Source organism: Sporosarcina sp. P1 (genome assembly GCF_002743155.1).
In the GTDB taxonomy this organism is placed as follows: Bacteria; Bacillota; Bacilli; order Bacillales_A; family Planococcaceae; genus Sporosarcina; species Sporosarcina ureae_B.
Genome location: NZ_PDYS01000012.1, coordinates 30896 through 54665 on the forward strand (window position 1 = coordinate 30896; position 23770 = coordinate 54665).

The following is a 23770-nucleotide window of genomic DNA, read 5'->3' on the forward strand; positions in this document are numbered from 1 at the left end:
TTCACTTCACACAATAAAAACCATAGCCATGTTATACTATAGAAACGAAAGAAATGAGGAGGAGATTTTCGTGCAATATTCACAACCTAAGATGCTGCAGCTCGTAAAGCATAGCCCAGAGTTAAATAGAAAATTGAAAGCGATTATGAAAGAGCATGAGCTGGAGAAAAGCTTTGCATTGAAAGCACTTTATCATGCAGAAGTGAAAGACGGCGGAGTCTATCAGCGAGATTATCAGGAGCTATAAGTTTACACTCCCTTATATAGCGTATGAAGTAATAGATAGTGTTCACAAGAAGACTGATGAGAGATTCTTTTCATCGGTCTTTTATACTATTCATTTGAAATAACAAAAAATAGCGGGTGTGCTTGTGATATACTAGTTGTAAATTGAATAGAATATTTTGGTTCTTTGCATTATTGTAAAGATGAAAAAGGAAACAGGTGAAAATCCTGTACGGTCCGGCCACTGTAAATGGGAAGTATCTTCAAAATACCACTGGTGAAATACTGGGAAGGTTGAAGACGTGATGATCCATAAGTCAGGAGACTTGCCAAAATACCATGCGTTACGCCTCCCAGGAAGAGGTATGCATATTGTATCGGATTTACTAAGTCATTAGCCGAAGTCTGCCTATACATAGTGCCCTTGTCTCTTTCTGGAGGCAAGGGCTTTTTTACGTTCAATTTATGATACTAGTATGAGGGGGAAACCATTTGTTTAAGCGTTATGTATCTATCATCGCAAGTGTTTTACTAGCAGTAATGATGCTGTTGCCTGTCACAAGTTCAGTTGCTTTAGCTACCACGGATGTCCAACAAAGTGAAGTAAGTCCGCAAGCCGCTAATTACATGGTAGATGTGGAAGTAGAAGGTTTATCGGGAGTAATTTTAAAAGAAGCGATTGAAGTTACAGCAGGGCAAAATGCTTTAGAGGCATTGAAGAAAGCACTAGATAGTAAGAGCGTCCATTACACTGTTCAAGAAAGTGATTTTGGAGCTTATGTAACTTCCATTAATAATGAAGAAGCAGGGTCATTAGGTGGCTGGGATGGCTGGAATTATACAATAAACGGACAAGCACCTGCTATTGGTGCTGCTGCATATGTATTAAAAAATACTGATCAAGTGAAATTCTTTTACAGTCGTTGGGCAGCCCTTTCTACACCTACTAGTCTTGTAGAAGGTAGTAACAACCCTGCGATTACAGTGAATCTTATAGGTGATACTTTTACACCGGCAGCGCTAGAATCGGAATATTGGACTGTCGGACAATCGGGATTGACTATTTCTAAAATTACTCAAGACACAGATCAGCAAGTGACGATTCAATTGGAAGGCACCGTACAACATGAAAACTTCACGCTTAATGCTGCTAAAGCAACAGTTGTAGGAAAAGCAGCGGAAGCACTACACATTACTGTAGTGGCAAGTCAAACGCGTGTACCCGAAGCAATTGAAAAAGTTACAGATTACATACTGAGTAAATCAGTATCGAGCGAGTGGTTGGCAGTTGGTTTAGCAAAAGCAGGGGTAGCTGTTCCGAACAGCTATGAAGCCGTATTTGATAATAATGTCCAACAACAAATTGTTGATAACTTAGAACGACTAAAAATAACAGATGCAGAACGTTTGACGATAGCTGCGGCAGCGATAGGGAGAGACCCTAAGAACGTCAATGGTATAGATTTACTCGATAAAATCTATAACAGTATAGATATAAGAAACGTAGATACTATGACACGCCAAGGAACGAATGGTTTAATTTTCGCATTGATTGCACTCGATACAAAAAACTATGAAGTTCCAAAAGATGCAAGATGGAATCGTGAAAAAATAGTCGCATCCCTTTTAAGTTATCAAAGAGATGACGGTGCATGGAGTTTATCTACAAGCAATACAGGCTCTGCAAGCTATGACATAACGGCGATGGCACTTATTGGTTTAGCACCTTACAAGGAACAACCAGCCGTCAACAAAGCTATCGAGAAAGCCGTGACATTTTTGTCTAAAAACCAAGGTCCTACCGGCGGATTTGATGAAGCGTTCGTAGGCGGTATTTCTAGTGAAGCAACTTCACAAGTTATCATTGGTTTGACAGCCAATAACATCGATCCACAAGGTGAACAGTTTACAAAGAATGGCATCAACTTGATAGATCACCTGCTAAGCTTCCAAACAGAAAATGGAGGCTTCAAACATACTGTAACAGGTTCGACAGATGGTATGGCTACAGAGCAAGCGCTTCAAGGCCTTGTAGCATTTGATTTATTCACAAAAGGTGAAGGCCGATTATATGATTTTTCGGATCAACCCATGCGACTTGAAGTTTCAAGTCATTCAACTCTTCAAGGAATTGTGAATAATAGCCTTCTACATGTGCAGAAAAACAAAAATGAAGCTTGGTCTTCCATCTTTATTGAAAATACCGAAATGATTGAAGGGTATTATGTTGTGCAAGCTGGAGAAAAAGGTACCCAAAAAGAAACAAGGATTCCTGAAGGGGCGAAAAAAGTATTCATAGTAGATAATGATCGTCCATATCGCTATTTCGATGCGAAAGTAGTGGCACCATCTCATGCGTTTACAGTCACGTTTAACGAAGAAATACAAGATTCAAAAGAGAATCTGGATAAAATCTATGTAGAAGATGTAACAGGTAAGCGTGTGCCAGTTACCGTAAAAGCGAATGGTTTAAAAGCTACCGTTACACCTGAAACAGACTATCAGAAAGGGCAGTTGTATTCTCTAGTTGTGATTGATCCCGTCTCTACAGAAGGAAAAACATTAAAACAAGCAGCTCGACAACTATTCATCATTAAATAAGGAGGTATGCGTTATTTCTATTATTAAAAACTTCACAAAAATAACGGCAGCATTCGCATTAGCGAGTGCCGCCATCCTCATGCCGGTTTCTCCTTCATTTGCAGAGCAACCGATGCCGATTTATGAAAATCAAGCAACGCAGACGCTACAGCATTCTATTACGATTTCTCCTACGGAAGTTCCGATGCCGTTGTCAACTGTGGCCGTAGAAGAAGGCGATACGGTTCTAAGCGTACTAAAACGCAGTGTTAAAGCTAATAATATTTCGATGTCATATCGTGGGGGAGAGCATGAAAGTGCATATGTCGAAGGGATCCAAGGCGTATTTGAATTCGATCGTGGACAAGGCAGCGGTTGGATGTACAGCGTTAACGGCATCTTCCCGAATCGTGGAGCGGGTGTCATCAAGCTCATCCCTGGCGATAAAGTGGAGTGGAAATATACGATTGACTTAGGTAAGGATTTAAACGCCGATCTGTTTCCTTTCCGAGAGGACTTGGAGCCGAAAATCTCTGTGTCAGGAGTTACATCGGGAGCAACAGTTACACAGTCTGCTCTTTCCTTCCAAGTAAATGCAGCGAGTTATTTCGGAACAGCACTTCAACCTACAGTAACTGTAAACGGCAAACCAGCAGTAGTCACAGGGAACACAGTAAATACCGTGTTGCAGAGTGGCGAGAACAACATTGTCTTAAAGGCAACGGATAAGAAGGATGATACGGTTACAAAAACAGTGAAGGTGACGTATGCACCTAATACTAATCCTGAACCGAACCCGTTACCCAATCCAGAACCTAATCCGAATCCACCACCAGAGCCTCCGGTAGTGAAGCCGGATCCAAAACCAGAACCAGAATCACCATCGATTAAAGATTACTCAAAGCTTGTCAATTCAGCGATTAGCCAGGCAAGTGCACAAATGCTTGCAGGCCCAATCGACAGTGAATGGCAGGCAATTGGACTGGTGAAAGCAGGTAAGAAAGTACCTGCTTCCTATACAAAAGAATTCTATGAACATTTGCAAGACCAAGTGATTAGCAGGTCTGGCAAAGGTCGTATGAAGATTACGGATGTACAGCGTTTAACCATGGCGGCTTCAGCAATCGGTATTGATCCGACGAATGCAGATGGCAAAGGCTTTAACTTAATTGACAAAATTGTGAATAGCGAAAAGCATATGACGGGTGCTGATAGCCTGACATACCAAGGGAATAACGGAATCATTTTCGCGTTAATTGCACTTGATTCAAGAGATTACCAAGTGCCAAACAACTCGAAATGGACACGTGAAAAACTAGTTGCGGAATTATTGAAATACCAAAAAGATGACGGATCGTGGAGCTTGGCGACGAGTAAGGAAGGATCGACAAGCTATGACATTACGGCGATGGCATTGATCGGTATTGCGCCGTATACAGATCAGCCGGAAGTTCGTAAAGCGATGGATCGTGCAGTGAAGTTCCTGGCAAATGCACAAGGTCCAACAGGTGGATTTGACGAAGCATTCGTCGGTGGTATTTCAAGTGAAGCGACGTCACAAGTCATCATCGGTCTGACTGCGAATCAAATCGATCCGCGTATACCGATGTTCACGAAAAATGGCATCAACTTGATTGATCACCTATTGAGTTTCCAAACATCTGACGGCGGCTTCCAGCATACAGCAGGAGATAGTCGTTCGAATGCTATGGCAACGGAGCAAGCGTTGCAAGCATTAGTAGCATTTGATTTATTCACAAAAGGCAAAGGTGTATTATACAACTTCAAAGATGTACCTGTTCTCCCAGCACCAAAGCCAGATCCTGTACCAACACCTGATCCAGATCCGAAACCTGACCCTAAACCAGATCCAATGCCTGACCCGACTCCGACTCCACAGTTCACGGATATTACTACACACTGGGCAAAGGATTATATTACGCAAGCAGTAGAGCAAGGAATAGCGAGTGGCTATAAAGACAATACGTTTAAGCCGAATCAATCACTGACGCGTGCACAAGCAGTATCTATTTTAGTTCGTGCGTTGGATTTAAAGACGGATAAGAAAGCACCGTTCGTAGATACACAAAAGTATGCCGCAAGTACACAAGCAGAAATTGCAGCTGCATACCATAATGGTTTAATAAAAGGGATCGACGGTAAGTTCATGCCGACACAACAAGTGACGCGTGCACAAATGGCGCTTATGTTATACCGTGCGTATGAAGTGAAGAACGGTGAAGTGTATAAGTTCAAGCAAGTAGCACCTTTCCGTGATATTCATTCATACAATATGGAGGCTGTAAAAGCGATGAGCATGCTATATGATTTGAAGATGGCAAATGGAGAGAATGGCAAATTTATGCCAAGTAACTCTACATCTCGTGCACATGCTATGAAAATGTTAATAGAGTTTTTGAATACCAAATGATCACACAATCTTGCACACACGCGGTGCAAGATTGTCTGTCTTTATCGTATAGTATCTTGATAGGCTAGTGGGGGGAAGGGTTATGGGCAATGGAATACACGCAGTTCACCCTTTCGTGATGTTCTTTTATTATATCTGCATTGGTTTTTTTGCGATGTTCTTCAATCATCCGATCTTTCTGTTAGCCGGTTGCCTTGCATTACTTGCGGTCAATCTTTCGCATGATGGCGGACAGGCTATGAAGCAGTGGATGCCGTTGATGATGACTATGACTGTGCTCATCATTGTGCTCAATCCATTTATTAATTCAAGAGGAACGCATGTGTTCTTTCATCTCTTTGGAAAACAAGTGACGCTAGAAGCGATGCTCTATGGTGTCGTGACAGCGATGTCGTTGTTGATGATTCTTTTGTTATTCGTTTCGTTGAATCTCGTCTTGAACGGTAATAAAATATTATATATTTTCGCAAGAATCGTGCCGAGGACTGCATTTCTAATTATGATGTCCATCCGTTTTGTGCCTTTGCTGAAAAGGCGGTTGACTGAAATTCAGGATGTCCAACGTCTGAAAGGCTTGACGATGACACAGGGAACAGTACGTGAGCGTGCGAAGAGTGGGATGTCAATGTTACAAATTCTGCTGTCATGGTCATTGGAAGAAGCTGTGGAGACTGCGGATTCTATGAAAGCAAGGGGATATGGATCTGGTAAAAGGCGTCCATATATTCCATACCGGATGACGAAGTCGGATAAACAGTGGTTAAGTTATTTAATCGTGGTTTTCGTCATGTGCGTTACGGGTGGATTGATGGGCTATGGAAAGATCGTCATGTATCCGGAACTTGGTACATTGCATTTATCATTGCTTGACTTCGCGGTATTCGCTTGCGGCATGGCCATGGCACTGTTTCCAGTACTTGTAGAAGGGAGAGAACTACTGAAATGGAATTATTCAATTTGAATCACGTCTCGTTTTCTTTTCCGAATACAGATCAGCATGTGCTGAAAGATATTTCACTTTCTATTAATGAAGGAGAATTCCTCGTCATTGGAGGCGCAAGTGGCAGTGGTAAGACGACTTTACTGAAGGTATTGAAGAGGGAATTGACACCGGCGGGACAACTTGAAGGGGAAATTCTCTATAAAGGTAAACTGATCAATGAGTGGGAAGAGCGGCAGATGGTCGAGCAAGTCGGTTATGTTTTCCAGGATCCAGACAATCAAATCGTCATGGATGAAGTGATGCAAGAGATTGTCTTTGGATTGGAGAACTTAGGGTATTCTACTTTTGAAATGCGTAAACGGGTAGCGGAAATGGTGCACTTTTTCGGAGTGGAGGATTTGTTGAATGCAAAGCCTTCCGAGCTGTCTGGTGGTCAGAAGCAGTTGTTAAATCTACTGTCGGTACTACTTATGAAGCCGCGCGTTCTCTTGCTTGATGAACCGACATCACAACTCGATCCGGTGGCGGCAAAAGAGTTGGTACTGATGCTTGAGCGTTTAAATAAAGAAACGGGGATGACGATTGTATTAGTCGAGCACCGTTTGGAAGAATTGTTTGCAGTGGCGGACCGAGTCGTACTGGTGGAATCCGGTCAGATTAGGTATGAAGGGGATAGTCGCCAAGTCATTGGAGAATTATATATGGATCAAGCAACACATTTTTTTCCGTACGTACCTACATTCGCACGACTATATATGGAGTTTGAAGAGAAACCTGTTATTACGGCGATTCCTCTTACGGTGAAAGAATGTAAGCAGTGGATCGGTCGTGAAGAGCATGAAATTGCGCCTGTTGAAGCGCAATCCAATCGATCGAAAGAGCCATGGATACTCGAGATGGACGATGTGTTTTTCCGGTACGAAAAGAAAGCACCATTCGTCTTGAAAAGTTTTACGTTACGTATCCCAAAAGGTCAATTTTTTGCGATGGTTGGAGGAAACGGCAGTGGGAAAACGACTGCTTTACGCACGAGTCTCGGCAGTATAAAACCGCAACGTGGAAAAGTCCGCTTGAATGGGCAAGATATGCGGAAAATGAAGGATTCTGAGTGGATTGGAAAAATTGCCTACTTGCCACAAAATCCTAGAACGTATTTTGTTCAGCAAACGATAGAAGAAGAAATGCAGACTATTGGTGAGCGCTTGAAGCTATCCAATTTAACGGAAAGGATGCATCATTTGCTTGAAGCGTTCGGTATTTCCCATTTACGTACGCGTCATCCGTATGACTGCTCAGGTGGGGAAGTCCAGAAAGCGGCACTTGCCTGTATTTTGCTAGGTGAACCCGAAATGTTGTTCATGGATGAACCGACGAAAGGGATGGATCCGGTTTCGAAGCAGCATTTAGGTGAGTTATTGTATAGTTTGCAGCAAGACGGACTGACCCTTTTCATGGTGACGCATGACATCGGCTTTGCAGCGAGTTATGCACAACGTTGTGCCATGATGTTTGATGGAGAAATCGCAGCAGACGGTACGCCAGATGAATTATTCAAAGGCAATTATTTCTACACGACGGCGATCAATCGCGCGACGCGGGAAACAAAACAGCCTGAAGTATTGACGTATGAGGAGGCTGTGGCGACATGGGTCGTTCGCGAAAGTATTTACTGATTGTTTCTTTAGTATTACTGTCTTTACTTGTCGTTTCGATCGTCTTCTTTCATTACAGAGCGTATTTATTACTGAGTATCATCATGATCGCGGCCATTATGATTCCGTTTTTCGCTCGCTTTGAGTGGCGGGATGTAGGAGGAAGGGAAGTGGTCTTGCTGGCAATGCTTGCAGCGATCGCAGCAGTTGGGCGTGTTCCATTTGCCGGACTTCCGAGCATTCAGCCAACTTCCTTCATTATCATTATGGCAGGGTTAGTCTTTGGTGCGGAGTCAGGTTTCATCGTCGGTGCTGTCGCTGCTATTGTCTCAAATTTTTTTCTCGGGCAAGGGCCTTGGACTCCATGGCAAATGTATGCGTGGGGCATGATGGGAATGACTGCGGGACTATTACGTAATACCGTGTTTATGAAGACGCTTTGGGGGAAAAGTGTGTTTGGTTTCGTCTGGGGCTATATTTTCGGCTGGGTCATGAATGCGTGGGTTATTGTAGGGAATATTGAAGCACTTTCTTGGAAATACGTTGCCGGGATTTTTGCTTCCAGTATCTACTTTGATCTCGCGCATGCCTTATCCAATGTATTTTTCATTTGTGTATTTGGAGCAAGTTGGATGAAGATTTTGCAACGCATTCAGCGGAAGTATGGGTTGCTGTATGAGCAGCCAGATTAACTGGTATACATAAGACACAAAAAGAGTAGCCAAAAATGGCTACTCTTTTTGTGTGCAATGAGTAAAAAGCGAATGATTATATGCGATAACGATGCCTTCTCCTTTAAAAATCACGAAGGATTAAACGGTTGATTACCTTCCGACTGCTTGTTCTTCTTCGAGTTCGCATTCTTATTCTTAGCCGCATCGTTCTGTCCAATTACATCGAAATCGTCAGGACTCAGATCATATCCAAAACCATACTCCTCACGCATGTTCTCATTTTTCTTCTTATTACTCTTTTTGTTAGGCATGTTCGTCACCTCCATTATAGAAGTGTGGCATTCTTATTGGAGATTATACATCACCTATGAGCGGTTGTGACGTTGCATAGAGCGGTTGGATGTGTTCTATGAGCGCTTTTGTGGCATGATAGAGCGCTTGTCCATGTTCTATGAGCACTTGTGAATTTTTAAGAGCGGTTGAAGCAGTATAATGAGCGCAAATGAATTCATTCAAATCTATCTTAAGATTTTCTTCATATTTATCCTCAGTCTTTGTTAAGAGTAGGGTGGTAGAATGAAGGTATTAGTGAGACGGGGTGACGTATATGGCAGAGTTTACAGTGCTTGTAGCAGACGATGATAAGGAAATCCGTGAGGGAATTGAGATTTATTTGAAAAATGAAGGATATCATGTGCTGAAAGCGAAAGATGGTCAAGAAGCGCTAGAGTTGCTGGCGTTGAATGAAATCCATTTATTGATTTTAGATATTATGATGCCGAATATGGATGGGATCACGGCAACATTCAAGATACGGGAAGTACAGAATATCCCCATTATCATGTTAAGTGCGAAAGTGGAAGACTCTGACAAAATACATGGGTTGTCAGTTGGTGCAGATGATTATGTCACGAAGCCATTCCATCCGCTTGAACTGATGGCTCGTGTGAAGTCACAACTTCGCCGGTATGTAATGCTGGGGACGTATGAAGGACAAAAAGTAATTGAAGTAAACGGACTTGTCCTCAATGAAGAAGAGAAGGAGTTGACGGTAAATGGGACACCGGTTCGGCTGACTCCAATTGAATTCAAAATCACGGAACTCCTGATGAAACATCCAGGACGCGTATTTTCAATTAATGAAATATATGAACGTGTGTGGAATGAACAGGCATATAACGCAGAAAATATTGTGGCGGTGCATATCCGAAAGATCCGAGAGAAAATAGAAGCGGATCCGAAAAATCCGCAGTATGTAAAGGTGGTGTGGGGCGTTGGCTACAAAATTGAAAAATAGAAACGGCTTGGTTGGGTCAATCATTGCGATTACGTTAGCTCTGGGTAGCCTACTGTACTGCGCCTCCTATACAGTGGATCTTTTCCTGGACGGCTGGGAACGAGTAAACCTAGCGACTCATTACTTCGGACGAATTATTAGAGGAGGAACCGTGTAATGAACAAAAATATAAAATTGGCCATCTGGTCCGCACTCGTGACGCTTGTAGTGATCGCATTGCCGTCCATTATTCATTATGCGCCGCAGCTTGTTGGCAAGTCGTTTACTGATCAAGAAGAATTTACTTACAGAATGGAACAAGTATATGATAATCTGTCGACTACCGTACTTAATCCAATTGACCTGAAAAAAGCGGAGAAAGAATTAGTGGTTTCACGGGATGAAATTGAAGAGTACCGACAGCGATACGGTACACTTTCTGAACAGCTTGATAATATTCAGCAACAATATGATGAACGAATTACGGATGCGAAAAGCAAGAAAAATGAAACCTTGCTATTGGCTCTAGTTAAAGAGCGGAATATGAAATTGGAAGACATTCAAAAGAACTTTAAAAGCGATCATTACGTGGAAGACAAAATTCGTTTGGAAAAGGCAAATGCTTTAGCGCGTCAAATTAATGAGACAGAAAATAGCCAGGAAACGAATATTCCGATTGCCTACGATCTCGTTAATATTGAAACGGGCGAACGATTTTCTCGGGGAGATGTCGAGGTAACGGCACTCTTTCATCAAAAATTTACTGATGCAACAGGATATTTCAGGGCGAACTCGGCTGTGTATGACAATGGCTATTCCGATTATTCAATGGAACAAGACTCAATGTACACAGATGACGTAGAAGGAACCAGCACGGCGTATGACGATGACTACTTTGATTATTCAATGGAACACGACTCAACCTTCACAGATGATGTAGAAGGAATCAGCAACCCTACGCAATATTTCGAAGGAACAGTTATTATTCCTGCGGATGCTACAGTGTCAGGGGAAATGGCCAAGGAAAATGATCAATTCATTCGTGGAAAATATATGATATATGTATTGTGGATTCTCGGTGTGCTTGCTCTCGCGGCATTGTTTACAGTTATGAAGTTTCAGAAAGAGTGGGTGCTTCAGTCAAGATTCGTTACCACGTATTCACGCTGGAAAATCGATGTGAAAGTAGTCTTTTTACTGTTCACTACGTTTATTCTGACACTTTATTTCCAATCGGCTATCTACAATATCTTCAATCAGTTTAGGTACCTAAGTTTGGGGACAATCGGTAATATCACCGTCAGTTTCTTGCTGGTTGGTGTACTGTTTACTTCATTATTGGCGTTTCAAGTTGTTCATTTATTTATACTATACCGCGAACCTGGACGACTGATGAAGGATTGGCAGGAAAGCTTCACGATGCAATTTGCGAAAGATATTAGAGTCACGTTCAGCAATCGTACGATCGGTGTACAGTTATCGTTGTTACTGATGATCTTTTTCCTTGCCGGCATAGGCTTGGTTGGTGGATTCATGCAACCGACGTTCCTAATCATCTACTTTTTCTGTGTACTGTTTGTCGCGCTACCAGCATTATTCATTTTCGTGAAAAAAACAGCTTATTTAACTCGTATATTGGCTGCAACGAATGATATGGCAGCGGGTCATCTGACGCAAGCGATCCCCGTCAAAGGTACATCACAGCTTGCGAAACATGCAGCGAACTTGAATAATCTTCGCGAAGGTGTTCGCGTATCGATTAATGAGCAAGCGAAAAGTGAGCGGTTAAAAACAGAGCTAATTACGAATGTCAGCCATGACTTACGGACGCCGCTTACTTCAATCATTACGTATACGGATTTATTGAAAGATGAGACGTTAACTGCGGAAGAACGCGCGAAATACGTCGGCATTCTGGATCAGAAATCCCAGCGCCTGAAAACGCTCATTGAAGATTTATTTGAAGTATCCAAAATGGCAAGCGGTAATTTAGAAATGGTGAAGCAACGTGTGGATTTGAATCAGTTGATACAACAAGCATTGGCAGAACACGCGGAAGAATTCGTTGATCAAGATTTGCATATTCGAACTACTTTACCTGAAGAGCCAGTGTTTGCGATGGTAGACGGTCAGAAGTGGTGGAGAGTACTTGATAATCTGCTCATCAATGTGTGGAAGTATTCGCTGCCTGGTACGCGAGTGTACGTCAATCTTCAGCAAGTCGGATCGAATGCACGTATCATCTTGAAGAATGTCGCGAAATATGAACTTACAGACAATACGGATGAATTATTCGAACGCTTTAAGAGAGGCGATGAGTCCAGACAAACGGAAGGTTCGGGTCTCGGGCTGGCTATTGCTCAATCTATTGTCGAGTTGCATGGCGGTCGAATGGAAGTGGAAGTGGATGGAGATTTATTCAAAGTGACGATTGATGTCGTAGGTGGGTAAATTGGTGTGGAGTGAGATGGGAGGAAATTCCTGTCTTACTCTTTTTTAAAAATTAAAAAGGAATTAGTTTAGTTTATGGCGAATACGGGTATGTATAGAGAGTGTGGTCTATTGATTCTTGGCTGCATGAAAGGGAGGAATGGTTATATGACAATCGTTGACGGAAAGTATCCAAACAAAAAAGATCTAACTCCGAAATTGGAAGAGATTAATGAACAAAAGGGTGTAGTAGAAGACGTAGTAGTACCAGACGAACTACCTCTTGCCGATCCAGCAGATTCTGATTCAAGTGTAGCATTTAGAGAAAATGCACAGGATGAAACGGGAGAACATAAACCCTCCGCATACAGTCAAAATAAATCACCAAGCCAAAATTATCATGATCTGACACCCGGTGAAAAGTTCCCGTATGGAGATCAGGAAGAATATAATCGTGAATACAACCATGAAGCGCATGACCAGTGGAATGAGCATAAGAATATTAAAAAGCAAGAAGAGAATCCATCGTAAAGTCAGCCTGCCTAAGTGCAAGGCTGTTTTTAGGTTAGAAGAAGGGGTGGAGTGAATGGGTGCATTGCAACAATTCTACATGGCGAGAGGTTATACATTAAGTCTCATTAAACGTGCAGACGATTACGCGTGGGACGTTCAACCTGAAGGTTTTTCTAATACTGTACGGTGGAATGTAGGACATATCTATTCATTAACTGAAGATCTTCTTCACCGCGCACTGAATGACTACCCAGTCGATAAGTTAGAGTGGACTGAATTCTTCGCGCCAGGAACGAGTCCATCTACTTGGCCGAGTAGTCCTCCAGCTGAAGAGGAGTTAATCGCTGCGATGAAAGACCAAAGCAAGCGTATATCGAAACTAACCGAACAACAGCTGGCCCATCGATTGAGTACACCGCTTTCTATCGGTAAATTCATTACGATGGAAACTGTCGATGAAGTTCTGCAGTTTCTTACTTGGCATGAAGGTTTGCATGCAGGTTTGATTGATGGCCTAATTAAAGCGAATAAGTAAAATCCGATGTAGCTGTTTGAGAAATCATCATTGATTTCTTGAGCAGCTTTTTTGTGTTTCGGTAGGAGTTTCTTGTTTTGCTTGCGGTGTAAGTAGAAAACTCATTGTCCTCACTTCGGCGCTGGTGGATGGCTTTCGCAAGGAGCCAGAGACAGGAAGTTCGCCTGTCTTTGTCTCCTTGCTTCGCCTACCACAGCAGGCGCCTTCGTTAGATTGTGTAGGGAAGCTAATACACTTCATTCGCAAAAAATAAATGATTAGTATCACAATGTTGCTGGTTTTTTTGCTAGAAACACAAACGAATTCACTTTCCCACAATAGCGCAGGCACAACTGCGGGGTAGGCCGTGGCCCTGAGACAACTGGCGGGCACTATCGCCAGCTGGCTCAGGGCTGGAGGCAATCCCCCACGTGCCTGCGCGGGTCCAGAAAGCATACCCTCGCTAATTTTAGTACCTAACAACCAGTCGAGCGACGTCCTCAACCAGAAGTGACAAAGACCAGCAGCCGAGTAGTTGTTCTACCAAATGCGTTTCTAAGTTGGGTAACATTCGCAATTTCCCGGTTTGCTAGCCCTTTTAAAACTCAACCTAAATAGTTAGCGCAGGTATAACGGCAATCCCCCACGTGCCTGCGCGAATTAGTTTTACTGCCAAAAGTATTCTGGTTTCTGTACCTACTCACACTCAGCCTTAAGTCTGAGTAAGAAATCCGCTATGGGACCGTCGGAGAAAGTGGGAATTCATTATAAACTAAGGATACAAATGAAGGGAGGACATCAACATGAAGAAACTTGGATTAGTTTTACTAGGCATTATAGCAGGTTTAATTCTAGCGCTAAACGTAGGTCCAATCATTGTTTTAGCCGTAACAGGAGCGATCGCACTGGTTAGCTACCACTACTGGAGAAAGAGCCAGTCGATGTTCGCGAAAGTAGTCTGGATGACGGTTTTGATCATTAGTGTAATCGGCTCGATTTCAAATATCGGCGCATTCATCGGGATCATCGCATTGATTGGAGTCTATTATGTATATCGCAAATGGAAAGACCGCAATGTAAATTCGAACGTCATATCTAATGACCCGTTCACAAACTTTGAACGCCAGTGGAATGAACTGACAAAATAAAAGGAGAGATGCACTATGAACGCATTTTGGCACAAATTGAAATATACAGTACAAGAAGAGTTGAATGGTTTGATGGATAAGCCGCAGAAGAAAGAAAATCCGCTGGAGTTACTGAATCAGTATTTCCTAGATGCGCAAAAGCAAACAGCGGAAATCGGTAAGTTGCTTGAACGTCAAGGAAGACTGAAAGAAGAATTAGAAACCGAATGTCAGGACGCGGATTTGATGGCGATGAAACGTCGTCGTCAGCTAGAACTTGCTGAAGTGACAGGAGATGCAGAGTTGATCGCGTTCGCTCAAGAAGAAGTAGAAGCATATGAAGGACGAGTTGCCCGTTTGTCTACGAGTATCCAAGACGCTACGAAAGAATTGCTGTCATTGGAACGGAAATTTGAAGAGATGAAGCATCGCGTGAAGGATATGCGTGTTCGCCAGTTACAATTGATGGGCAAAGAGAATGTGACACGCGCGCAAGAAAAAATGGATCGATTCGTTAAGCCCGATCAGTCATTTTCTACGCTTGATGACTTGCATTCGTACATCGAAAATCTGGGTGGAAGAACGAGAACGCCGCAAACGCACTCGTCAATGGAGCAACGTCTAGATTCTTTAGAGAAATCTAACGCAAAATCTCAAGATATTGTGTAAACTATAAGAGGAAGCATCGCGCTTCCTCTATCGAGAAGGGAGAGTATGGAATGGCTAAGAAGGATTCTACTAAAGTTTCGGTATATGTGCTTGCTCTTTTGACGATTGCTTTCGTCGAATCCATGGTGTTTTCAAACGGTAATTTCATCTTCCTCCTTCTCGGTTGGGGATTTCTCGATTACGGTTATCGAAAACGTGGGAAATGGACAGCGATCACAGGAATTGTCTTTATCGTAATTGCACTTCTGACATTATGGAGTGTGCGGCTGCTGATTTTAGCCATTGTCTTGTATATTATAATGAAGCTATGGAAAGGCATACCGGCTAGTGAAGTGTTTGGTGATTTACAAAAGCCTCGAGTTAGACGATCGCAAGGTATGTGGAGAAACCGCTTATTTTCGATCCAATCGACTCCGTTCGCGACGTATGAGTGGGAAGATATTCATATGCAAGGGTTTTTCGGTGACGTGCATGTCGATGTGACGGATACGGTATTGCCTAAAGGGGCTTCGTTTATTTCGGTTCGGCAAATTTTTGGTAAAGTGCGTATTGAACTACCTTATGATATCCCAGTGCGAATTCATTATGCCACGCTGTACGGTGAAGCAAATATTTTAGGCAAGGCCCAAAAGCAATTGTTCAATGAAACCTTACAAGAACATGATGGCTATGAAACAAAGCGGCCGAATGATCCCGAGTTGATTATTTCGGTATTTACTTGGATCGGCGATGTGGAGGTGCGTAGAAAATGAAGGCAATCATTGGTCGCACCATTTTCTTGACGTTGATGTTTAGTTTGATCGTCGCGGTCTTTTTCTATTTGTTCATTGATGTATCGATTGCGGAATATCAAAGGTTGCTACTCGATACAGAAGCGGCGGATATGCCGTTGCTCGTTTGGTTGTTCACAACAATTTTCATCATCGGTTTAGGAATTGCTAGCTGGGTCAGCTTGAACAGTAGGATGAAAGAAAATATCATTACCGGAAAACTGCAGCATTTATATGCTAAACAGGAATTTACGAGCTCAAATAAAATGAAAAAACAGACGAATCGTTCCATTGAACAGCTTTATGAAGTACTCGAAGCACAGCGGAACAGTTTGCGTAAGATTACTGATGAGCGTGTCGAGACACAAGATAAAATCATTCAGGAACGGATCATTCAAGAACGCCAAAGATTGGCGAGAGAACTGCATGACTCTGTGTCCCAGCAATTGTTCGCGGCGTCTATGTTATTGTCGGCACTTGCGGAACAAGCGGAAGAAGGTCCGATAAGCAAGCCGTTATTGCAAGTAGAAAGAATGGTTCAACAAGCGCAATTAGAAATGCGAGCTTTACTTCTTCATTTACGTCCGGCAGCATTGCATAATCAAACGCTTGCGAAAGGTCTCGAAGAGTTACTGAGTGAATTGCAGGAAAAAGTGACGTTTGATATTACACATCGATTAGAAGATATCGAGCTATCTAAAGGTGCGGAAGATCATTTATTCCGGATTGCACAAGAAACATTGTCGAATACACTTCGTCATGCACAGGCGACGGAAGTAGAAATTTTATTAATCGAACGTGATGGATTGGCGATTTTGCGCGTGCAAGACAATGGCGTTGGATTTAAGCAGGATGATGGCAAAGGTGGATCTTATGGTCTGCAGAATGTGAAGGAACGTGCGATTGAGATCGGTGGCAGTTGTAAGATTGTCTCGGTACCTTCTCAAGGAACGATCATAGAAGTGAAATTACCGATTTTGAAAGGGGAGCTGGCGGATGATTCGAGTGCTGTTGGTAGATGATCATGAAATGGTGCGCATTGGCGTATCGACGTATTTGCAAATGCAACCGGATATCGAAGTGATTGCGGAGGCGGAAAATGGTCAGATAGGCGTTGAGAAAGCGCTGGATTTGCGTCCGGATATTATTTTGATGGACATGGTCATGCCTGTCATGAATGGCGCCGAGGCGACGGCTGCGATTATCGCTAACTGGCCGGAAGCGAAGGTCATCATCGTCACGAGTTTCCTCGATGACGATAAATTATACCCCGCACTTGAAGCAGGTGCTGTCAGTTATATTTTAAAAACGTCCAACGCAAAGCGGGTGGCGGATGCTATTAGGGAAACTATGCAAGGGCAAACGGTACTCGAGCCCGAAGTGACATCTAAAATGATGACAAAAATGCGCGGTGCCCAGACACATGCCTTGCATGAAGATTTAACTGATCGTGAGCTAGAAGTATTATTATTATTGGCCAAAGGTAAATCTAATCAGGAAATTGCGGATGAGCTATTCATTGCGTTAAAAACGGTTAAGACCCATGTCAGTAATGTATTATCCAAATTGGAAGTCCAAGACCGCACTCAAGCGGTTATTTATGCGTTTCAAAACAAATTAACGGTTTGATAGTCTATTAGTAAAAATTTCAACATAGTAGTAGATAGACGATAAAACTGTGGATAAACAGCATTTTTAATTAGAATAGTCTGAAGTCACGGACTTCTCCACAATCTATCCACGTACTATGTGTATAAGTATTCAGTTTTATGCAAAAACGAAAAAGTATGCACATGTGGATAAAAAATATTCCGCCGGAAACTTATCCACTATTTGTTACGTCATGGTAGACTGGGTAAAAGAAAATAGAATAGCAGAAGGGAAACCTTCGCGGAAAGAGAGTCATATGGAATTATTTGATTTAATAAAAGCGCTAATTTTAGGGTTTGTAGAAGGTATGACGGAATTCGCGCCTGTTTCTTCGACGGGTCATTTGATTATTGTCGATGATATGTGGCTGAAGACGGAAGAATTCCTTGGGAAATATCCCGCGATTACATTTAAAATAGTGATTCAGCTCGGTTCGATCTTGGCTGTAGTCGTTGTGTTTTGGAAACGGTTATTTAGTTTAGTCGGTTTGTATAAAGTAGATAGCGATGTCAAGATGAGCGAGCGTTTCAATTTGCTACACGTAATCGTTGGTATGTTGCCGGCTGTTATTTTAGGTTTTGCACTGAAAGATTTAATTGATGATTATTTATTCGGTGTAGAAACGGTTATTTTTGCGCTAGTTGCAGGTGCGGTGTTAATGATTGCAGCGGATAAATTTGGACCGAAAAATCCACGTGTACAGACGCTGGATCAGATTACATATAAACAGGCATTTACAGTGGGATTGGTTCAGTGTTTGTCATTGTGGCCAGGGTTTTCACGTTCGGGTGCGACGATTTCCGGCGGTGTGTTATTTGGGATGAATCACCGGACGGCTGCTGACTTTACGTTCATCATGGCGGTTCCAATTATGATGGGTGCGAGTCTTGTGTCGGTGTTGAAGAACTGGGAGTATATGTCGATGGATGACATAGGATTCTATGTGGTTGGTTTCTTGAGTGCGTTTGTATTCGCGCTGATTTCGATTCGCTTCTTCTTGAAGTTGATTTCGAAGGTCAAGTTGATGCCGTTTGCAATTTATCGTATTGTGCTGGCAGCGATCTTGGCAATGATTGTGTTTTTATAAGAAGTTAGACGACCTTTGCAGAATTTGCAGAGGTCGTTTTTTGTGGAATGAAATAGGATAGGTTGACGGGGATAGGGGAGGGGATTTGCGCTTCGGAGGGGACGCTTTCCTGCGGGCATGGCTTGAGCCCATGGGGAAGCATCCCCTATCTGAAGTTGCAATCCCTTCATACTCACCAGTTTACTGTTCCGGCTTTAAATTACTGTATACCTTTTTCCTACTTCTGCAATTTCCACCAAACCACTGAACGTTTTCTCTGCTTCGTTCAAAATCTCATGGATATTCCCGTGAGGTGGCAGATGGGTGAGGACGAGTTGCCCGACTTCGGCTTGCTGTGCAAGTGCACCTGCTTGGCTACCTGCTAGGTGACCCGGTGATTTGTCGAGGTGTTCTTCGTATAGATTGGCCTCGCAGAATACGATGTCGGCATGTTGCGAGAATGCCACGAGCTTGTCCGACCATTCCGTATCGGCAGTGAAAACCGCAGACTTGCCTCCTACTGTGAACTTCATGGCTAGGCAGTAGACGGGATGGATAGTTGGACAAAATGTTACGGTAAATGGGCCGATTTGGACGGATTGATTTTCTTGAATTTCGATACCTTGTGTTTGCTCTTTATACGTCAACTTCGCAAACTGTTCCTCGTCCTGCGCGTGCCCGTAAATAGGTAGTGGTGGGGAAGGGTGTCCAAGGTAGTACTGAATCAACCGGCTATATTGCAAGCTTCCTATGTCTGCGATGTGATCTGCGTGATAGTGGCTGATGACGACCGCGTCGAGCTGTTCCAGTGCGATATGATTTTGCAGGGAAGATAGTACGCCACTTCCGCAGTCGAACAGGCAATGGAATCCTTCGTGTTCGATGAGAAATGAAGAGGTGGCGCTGTTTGCTTTTGGGTAGCCGCCCCAGATGCCTAAAGGGATGATGTTCATGTGAATTCCTCCTGTTTGGTTATTTACATACTTTTATTGTAAGTGAAGGGTGAGGAAAAGTCGTAAAGTAGGTATTTTTTTTTGAGGTGCCGACTCTAAGCGCCACCTTTCACTTTTGGTTCATCTAGTTCAAGCGGCTAGGATCTCGGGTCATAAGCCGTGCCGGTCGTGAGGCAAAAGGCGCCTCAAGTCCAGCCCGTCTTATGCCTGCCGATCCTGTCGAGCCGCTTTCACTTTTGGTTCATCCATGCGATAATAGAGAAAATACACTTTGAGGATGACGATATGAGTAAATTAGTTGAAATACAGTTAAATGCACAGGGCACGGTGGCTTTGAAGAAGGGGTATCCTTTGATTTTGAAGGATGCTGTGATGAGTAGTGAGATTCAGGCGAAGGAAGGTAGTTTGATTCGTCTGACGGATCGTTATCATAAATATTTGGCTACAGGTTATTATGGAATTCAAAATAAAGGAATTGGCTGGGTGCTGACTTCGAATGAGAGAGAAGAGATTGACTTTGATTTCTTCGATCAGAAAATGGCGACTGCGTTTGAGCGTCGTGACGCGTATATGAAAGATCCGAATACGACGGCTTTCCGTTTGTTTAATGGAGAAGGCGACGGAATTGGTGGCGTGACGATCGATTATTTCGATGGCTATTATATGGTCAGCTGGTATAGTGAAGGGATTTATGCGTTCCGTCATCACGTGTATAACGTGTTGGATAAGCGTGGGGGTTACAAAGCGGTTTACGAGAAGAAGCGTTTTGATTCACAAGGGCAGTATGTGGAACAGGATGATTTCGTTCAAGGGACGCCTGGAGATTTTCCGATCATCGTCAAGGAAAATGGCATGAACTTTGCGATTGATTTGAATGATGGTGCGATGACGGGAGTTTTCCTTGATCAGCGCGATGTACGTGAGGCGATTCGCGACAACTATGCGGAAGGTCGCGAAGTGTTGAATACGTTCTCTTATACAGGAGCGTTTTCGGTTGCTGCTATTTTAGGTGGCGCGAAGAAAACGACGAATGTGGATTTGGCGAAGCGTAGTGTCGCGAAGACAATCGAGCAGTTCAGTGTCAACGGTATCGATTACGAGCAGCAGGATATTAAAGTGATGGATGTCTTTGACTATTTCCGTTATGCCAAGCGTCATGACATGAAATTCGGACTAGTTGTACTGGACCCGCCGAGCTTTGCGCGTTCGAAGAAGTATACGTTTAGTACAGCGAAGGATTATCCTATGCTGATGAAAGAAGCGATTGCGGTTACGGAGAAGAACGGTATTATCGTAGCTTCCACAAATAACGCGAGCTTTAGTATGAAGAAGTTCAAAGGCTTCATTGAGCAAGCGTTCAAAGAGACGGATATGCGCTATAAAGTACTCGAAGAATCGTCATTACCAAGAGACTTCCGTACGCCGCGTGATTATCCTGAATTTAATTATTTAAAAGTGGTTATTGTGCAGAAGTTGCGTTAATTCGTCACAAAAAGTAGAGTGACAATGTCAATATTTCCTAGTACGATGGATTCAATGAAGTCGTGAAACGGGAGGTAAACATATGAAGCGAGTACTTGCGCTGTTGGCTGTGCTGTCTGTCTTGGTACTAACTGGCTGTTCCAATGTGTATAGCGGGGAAGACGGCTACCGCATGGCGATCATCAATCAAGGGTTCCCTGTTCCAAAAGAAGCTTATGAAGTGAAAGCGGAGGATTGCGTAGGGGAAATTACTAAATCGGCGAAGTATAAGTTGAAAGGCATCGGTGACTCGGAAGGCAATCCGCCAGATCATTATTTGCGTACGATCGAAGAATGGGGCTGGACGGAGATGCTGGAAGACCGCAGAGGATCCATTCATTTCTATGAGAAACAAGGCAAGATCATGTCGCTCAATATTAAAGAGAACGTCTTTGATGTATTTGAAATGACGAGCGCAACGGAATCATAAGTTAGGTGGCGAGAGTATGGAGACGAAAAAACCGAAGCTAGACATAGAGAAACCTGCTGTTGCAAAAGCGTTCGATGTGTTGGTTATCGCTTTATTCGCTGCTGTTCTCGTCTATTTATTGTTGCAGTGGAATCAATTGCCGGATCGTATTCCTGCGCATTTTGGAGCGAATGGGGAAGTGGACCGTTACGGTTCGAGAATGGAATTACTGCTGTTACCAGTCATTGGTATCGTTATGTGGGTAGGGATGTGGAAGCTGGAGAAGTATCCGCATACGTATAACTACTTGAATTTGCGTCCTGATAACGTAGAAATCCAGTACCGCTATGGCGTGCTATTCATGAATGTCATGAAAAACATTTCGACACTACTATTTGTCTTTCTCATATGGCAGTCGATCGATATCGCTTTGGCTCGAATCGGATCATTGAACATGCCTTTGCTCATCACGATACTTGCACTATTATTTGGTTCGATGGGTGTCTATTTGTATAAAGTACTAAAGTTATAGAAAATGCCTAAAATGTATTCCTAACATTCTGCCAATAAACGAATCTATTGATCACCTCTTATCGTATACTTCTGATAAGAGGTGATTTTTTATGAAATGGAAACTGTTATTTGTCTCTTTACTAGCCTTCTTTGTTCTGCCGACAACGGCTGGGGCAGTAGATTTCAGCATTTCGGACGTAAAAATCAACGCGCAGTTGGAAGCGGATGGTACCGTTCAGGTTAACGAGCAGCACACGTATGATTTTGACAGTGGATTTAACGGAATTATTCGAGAAATGCAACCGAAAAATGAAGCTTCAATTGAAGACTTTAAAGCCTCTGAAAAGGGTAAACAGTTAGAGATTGAGAAGCGTGACACGGAATATCGTGTACACCGCAAAGGAGATAGCGAAGTCATAGTCTTTGATTTGCAGTACACGATTAGAAATGGAATGGAAAAATATACAGATGGCGCGCAGTTCTATTGGCCATTTTTTGATCGTCGTAATGAAACGGATTATGGCAATATGACGATTACCATCATCCCTCCTAGTAAAGCGTCTGACGTAATGTTCATCGGCTATGACAGTGCGGAAGAGACAGGGAAAGTACAAGCGAATGGAACGGTCGTATTTTCATTGGGAAAAGTCCATGCGGGAAACAATGGTGATATTCGCGTGATCTATGAACCGTCTTTATTTCCAGCCATGACCGCGGTAGATGCCGACATTCGCCCTACGGTCAAAAAAGATCAGGAAATGGTAGCTATGCTACATGAGAAATTCATTGAGAGTCAAAAGATTGTAGGTGCTGTGGGTAGTGTTAGTGCAGCAGCGGGAGTTTTTGGAGTCGGTTTGATTGGCTTTTTCGCGAATGCGAGAAGGAAAAGCTATAGGAAGGAAGCGCACTATCAAATGGAGTCGAATGGCTTTTACGTTCCCACGAATGATATGAGCTTACCGGCTGTACTTCTTTTCAAGAATGGAGCAGCTTCCATCGAGCTAATGTCCGCCGCATTGCTTGATCTCGTTCGTAAAGGGAATGTGAAACAACTATCCGATGAGGAGTTTGAATTGGTCGATGCGAACGTAAAATTAGAACACGAGAAGCAATTAATTCAGCTGCTATTTTTCCAAATCGGCCAGGATCAAAAGTTCACATTGGGCAAGTTGAAAAGTTACACGAAAGAAGAGAAGAATTATGAAGCATTTGATAAGAAATTTATCATGTGGAAAGATCTTTTAAAAGCAGAATTGAATGAATACAAAGTGAAGGCCAAGACTACAAAAGAACGCGTAATCCTAAGTCTAATTGGTACACTTGGAATTGGATTGGCCATCTTTTTTATCTATTATGCGTTATATTTGCAACTAGTTCTAGTAGGGATTTTGACGTTAGGTGCATTTGGATTCGCATTGTTTTACAGTCCGAATAATTATGAAGGGACTTTGCTCAAACTTGAGTGGGAGCGAGTAGATCAATGGATGAAGGAACTGGATACGAAGAAATGGGAAGGCTTATCGCTTGATGATCGATTCCGTGTGTTGATTTATGGAGTAGGCGTGAAGCATCCTGAACTGGACGCGTATTACAAGGACTTCGTCAGTGTCCAAAATCAGCTTGATCAACATCGCACTCGTGATGATGAAAGACATCGACAGGATACGACAGACGCACAGTACGGAAATTCCTATTATGGCGGTGTAGTCTACAATCCTATATTCCTAACAGGTTCTTTCAATCAAGCATCGACCAATGTATCGAACAACGCTCCGAGTAGTGACAGTAGCAGTAGCAGTAGCAGTGGAGGTGGAACAGGTGGTGGAGGCGGTGGATCGGGTGCGTTTTAAGATA

The 23770-nt window shown here is 43.0% G+C and carries 22 protein-coding genes and 1 riboswitch; of the genes, 20 read left to right on the forward strand and 2 right to left on the reverse strand.

The genetic code is table 11. The features are described 5' to 3' along the window. Positions 1-70: 70 nt before the first annotated feature. From CSV73_RS16615 to CSV73_RS11950, 6 genes are all read left to right on the forward strand, one after another. On the forward strand, positions 71-247 hold the full coding sequence (locus CSV73_RS16615; RefSeq protein ID WP_099627696.1) for a hypothetical protein: 177 nt from the start codon (positions 71-73) through the stop codon (positions 245-247). A gap of 141 nt (positions 248-388) precedes the next feature. After that, positions 389-573: riboswitch (cobalamin riboswitch) on the forward strand. 144 nt (positions 574-717) lie between these two features. After that, complete coding sequence (locus CSV73_RS11930; RefSeq protein ID WP_099627697.1) at positions 718-2826, forward strand: DUF4430 domain-containing protein; 2109 nt, start codon at positions 718-720, stop codon at positions 2824-2826. 79 nt (positions 2827-2905) lie between these two features. After that, entirely contained in the window at positions 2906-5236 is a 2331-nt protein-coding gene (locus tag CSV73_RS11935; RefSeq protein WP_099627698.1) for an S-layer homology domain-containing protein, read from the forward strand. An 82-nt stretch (positions 5237-5318) separates the two neighbouring features. Beyond that, a complete protein-coding gene (locus CSV73_RS11940) occupies positions 5319-6197 on the forward strand; it encodes an energy-coupling factor transporter transmembrane component T (RefSeq protein WP_085132432.1) in 879 nt (292 codons plus the stop codon). Further along, positions 6179-7852 (forward strand): ABC transporter ATP-binding protein, encoded by a 1674-nt coding sequence (locus tag CSV73_RS11945; protein ID WP_085132433.1) that lies wholly within the window; start codon positions 6179-6181, stop codon positions 7850-7852. Before CSV73_RS11940 ends, CSV73_RS11945 begins: the two co-directional genes overlap by 19 nt. After that, positions 7825-8523 (forward strand): ECF transporter S component, encoded by a 699-nt coding sequence (locus CSV73_RS11950; RefSeq protein ID WP_085132434.1) that lies wholly within the window; start codon positions 7825-7827, stop codon positions 8521-8523. Before CSV73_RS11945 ends, CSV73_RS11950 begins: the two co-directional genes overlap by 28 nt. A gap of 110 nt (positions 8524-8633) precedes the next feature. Here CSV73_RS11950 and CSV73_RS11955 read toward each other — a convergent pair whose 3' ends face one another. Beyond that, entirely contained in the window at positions 8634-8816 is a 183-nt protein-coding gene (locus tag CSV73_RS11955) for a hypothetical protein (protein WP_085132435.1), read from the reverse strand. 296 nt (positions 8817-9112) lie between these two features. Here CSV73_RS11955 and CSV73_RS11960 point away from each other — a divergent pair, with 296 nt between their 5' ends. The 10 genes from CSV73_RS11960 to CSV73_RS12015 all read left to right on the forward strand — a co-directional run bounded on the left by CSV73_RS11960 (position 9113) and on the right by CSV73_RS12015 (position 18541). Then, positions 9113-9802 (forward strand): response regulator transcription factor, encoded by a 690-nt coding sequence (locus CSV73_RS11960; RefSeq protein ID WP_085132436.1) that lies wholly within the window; start codon positions 9113-9115, stop codon positions 9800-9802. 156 nt (positions 9803-9958) lie between these two features. Then, positions 9959-12232: a sensor histidine kinase gene (locus tag CSV73_RS11970; RefSeq protein WP_099627699.1), complete on the forward strand. Its 2274-nt coding sequence runs from the start codon at positions 9959-9961 to the stop codon at positions 12230-12232. Positions 12233-12379: 147 nt separating this feature from the next. Beyond that, entirely contained in the window at positions 12380-12742 is a 363-nt protein-coding gene (locus CSV73_RS11975) for a hypothetical protein (RefSeq protein ID WP_085132439.1), read from the forward strand. A 55-nt stretch (positions 12743-12797) separates the two neighbouring features. Beyond that, positions 12798-13259 carry a DinB family protein gene (locus tag CSV73_RS11980; RefSeq protein ID WP_099627700.1) on the forward strand — a complete coding sequence of 154 codons (462 nt, stop codon included), beginning with the start codon at positions 12798-12800 and terminating at the stop codon, positions 13257-13259. 782 nt (positions 13260-14041) lie between these two features. Then, on the forward strand, positions 14042-14386 hold the full coding sequence (locus tag CSV73_RS11990) for a lmo0954 family membrane protein (protein WP_099627702.1): 345 nt from the start codon (positions 14042-14044) through the stop codon (positions 14384-14386). Between the two features lie 15 nt (positions 14387-14401). Then, the gene (locus CSV73_RS11995; RefSeq protein ID WP_099627703.1) at positions 14402-15034 is read left to right on the forward strand and encodes a PspA/IM30 family protein; all 633 of its coding nucleotides are present in this window, start codon (positions 14402-14404) and stop codon (positions 15032-15034) included. A 50-nt stretch (positions 15035-15084) separates the two neighbouring features. Next, positions 15085-15786, forward strand: a complete 702-nt coding sequence (gene liaF, locus CSV73_RS12000; protein WP_085132445.1) for a cell wall-active antibiotics response protein LiaF — start codon at positions 15085-15087, stop codon at positions 15784-15786. Next, positions 15783-16826 (forward strand): sensor histidine kinase, encoded by a 1044-nt coding sequence (locus CSV73_RS12005; protein WP_085132446.1) that lies wholly within the window; start codon positions 15783-15785, stop codon positions 16824-16826. Before liaF ends, CSV73_RS12005 begins: the two co-directional genes overlap by 4 nt. Then, positions 16801-17433, forward strand: coding sequence for a response regulator (locus tag CSV73_RS12010; protein WP_085132447.1), 633 nt, complete (start codon positions 16801-16803; stop codon positions 17431-17433). Before CSV73_RS12005 ends, CSV73_RS12010 begins: the two co-directional genes overlap by 26 nt. Positions 17434-17710: 277 nt before the next feature. Continuing rightward, positions 17711-18541: an undecaprenyl-diphosphate phosphatase gene (locus CSV73_RS12015; RefSeq protein WP_085133612.1), complete on the forward strand. Its 831-nt coding sequence runs from the start codon at positions 17711-17713 to the stop codon at positions 18539-18541. A 194-nt stretch (positions 18542-18735) separates the two neighbouring features. Here the strand turns inward: CSV73_RS12015 and CSV73_RS12020 are convergent, their stop codons facing one another. Further along, a complete protein-coding gene (locus CSV73_RS12020; RefSeq protein WP_085132448.1) occupies positions 18736-19473 on the reverse strand; it encodes an MBL fold metallo-hydrolase in 738 nt (245 codons plus the stop codon). A gap of 285 nt (positions 19474-19758) precedes the next feature. Here CSV73_RS12020 and CSV73_RS12025 point away from each other — a divergent pair, with 285 nt between their 5' ends. From CSV73_RS12025 to CSV73_RS12040, 4 genes are all read left to right on the forward strand, one after another. Next, on the forward strand, positions 19759-20955 hold the full coding sequence (locus CSV73_RS12025) for a class I SAM-dependent rRNA methyltransferase (RefSeq protein WP_099627704.1): 1197 nt from the start codon (positions 19759-19761) through the stop codon (positions 20953-20955). Positions 20956-21037: 82 nt separating this feature from the next. Continuing rightward, a complete protein-coding gene (locus CSV73_RS12030) occupies positions 21038-21424 on the forward strand; it encodes a hypothetical protein (protein ID WP_099627705.1) in 387 nt (128 codons plus the stop codon). Between the two features lie 16 nt (positions 21425-21440). Next, the gene (locus CSV73_RS12035; RefSeq protein WP_099627706.1) at positions 21441-21935 is read left to right on the forward strand and encodes a DUF1648 domain-containing protein; all 495 of its coding nucleotides are present in this window, start codon (positions 21441-21443) and stop codon (positions 21933-21935) included. Positions 21936-22026: 91 nt separating this feature from the next. Then, positions 22027-23766: a DUF2207 domain-containing protein gene (locus CSV73_RS12040; RefSeq protein ID WP_099627707.1), complete on the forward strand. Its 1740-nt coding sequence runs from the start codon at positions 22027-22029 to the stop codon at positions 23764-23766. Positions 23767-23770 lie beyond the last annotated feature (4 nt).